Here is a 1,195-nt window from a genome sequence, read left to right on the forward strand (position 1 = left end):
ATTTTGACCCGCTGTGAGGGTCAGGGGCCTAGTTTTGACGCATGGAAAGCGCAGGCCGACGCAGTGTGTGAGAAAGAGGGCCCCAATGCGGGTACTCATATTCTGAATGCGTCCAACGCCGTGGACGAACTGAACGCCGCTGAAACCTGGACGGAGGAGCTACTTAGTACGACGGCAACTGAGTTGACGGACGCCGGAGTGGCGATGCGGCGCATTGTCGGCAGTTGGCGGGCAGTGGAACGCCCTGATGGGCGGGGGGAAGACATTGACAAGCTGCTTCGAGCAGGTACAGCCACCAGTGACGCGTACTACGATTCGGCGGACGGCGTTTACGCAGGGGACCCTACGGAAGAGCAAAACGCCAACCGAGCGGAAGCGGCGCATAATCTCGCGGTGCAAATCAGCGACCTGGGTTTGGAGGAATGCCAGTTCTGGTTCGGGAGCCCGGAAGATGTTCCCGCCCCGGCTCCGCCGGGGTCCTGATATGAATGCCGATCTTTCGGGCTCTGCGGGCCCAGCGGTCAGCCCACGGACCCTGACCGGATGCGCCACCCTGTCGCCCCACGATGGTGGGAAGCGTCGTCACTTCCGACCAGTACAACGAGCGACCCGGTGAACGTTCACGGTCACAGCACTAGCGACGGTGCGGCCACGCGCTCCGAGGTGCCAGCCCAGAGGCGCTGACACCCTGGTCAGCAGAGGGCCACTCCGTCTCGGTTTCCGTCTCACTCATAAGCCAAAGCTAGTGCCACGTTCACCAGCGCCGTCGGCGCCCATGGCTGCCGGCGCCCCGACGTCTTCTTCGCCGTGGTCTTCTTCGCGGGCTGCTTCTTCGCTGCCTTCTTGGCTGCGGTCTTCTTCTTCGGTTTCGGCATCTCGTGCACGCCCCTACTAACCCTCCCACGTCTTTAGTGCCGTGACCGCATAGGTTCGCCGGGTTGCCGGCTGGACGGGTGGCCTGGTGTGCTCTCGCTGCGGTAAGGGCACGAGGCAGCGTCTCGTCGGCGTGCGGTGCAGATGCGGCTGGATCAGTTTTGGTGGAAGGTAGGGCTATGTTCGCTTATGCGTCGATGCCCTATCGGGTGGGCGGCTGGGGAGAGGGCGTCGAGTTGGCCTGATTCCTTGGAGGGCTGCATGGCCTTTGACGCTTCAGGGGAGTCGCCCGAACCCGTAGGTAGGTCACCAGAGCCACCAG

General features: G+C 63.1%; 2 protein-coding genes. One reads left to right on the forward strand and one right to left on the reverse strand.

Features of this window, described 5'->3' with window-relative positions:
• On the forward strand, nucleotides 1-483 hold a 483-nt coding region (locus ADK36_RS50050), incomplete at its 5' end, for a hypothetical protein (protein WP_234329730.1).
• Nucleotides 484-725: 242 nt separating this feature from the next.
• Here ADK36_RS50050 and ADK36_RS48710 read toward each other — a convergent pair.
• Nucleotides 726-884 carry a hypothetical protein gene (locus ADK36_RS48710; protein ID WP_159029353.1) on the reverse strand — a complete coding sequence of 53 codons (159 nt, stop codon included), beginning with the start codon at nucleotides 882-884 and terminating at the stop codon, nucleotides 726-728.
• Nucleotides 885-1,195: the final 311 nt, after the last annotated feature.

Source organism: Streptomyces viridochromogenes (assembly GCF_001270495.1).
GTDB classification, from domain to species: domain Bacteria; phylum Actinomycetota; class Actinomycetes; order Streptomycetales; family Streptomycetaceae; genus Streptomyces; species Streptomyces viridochromogenes_A.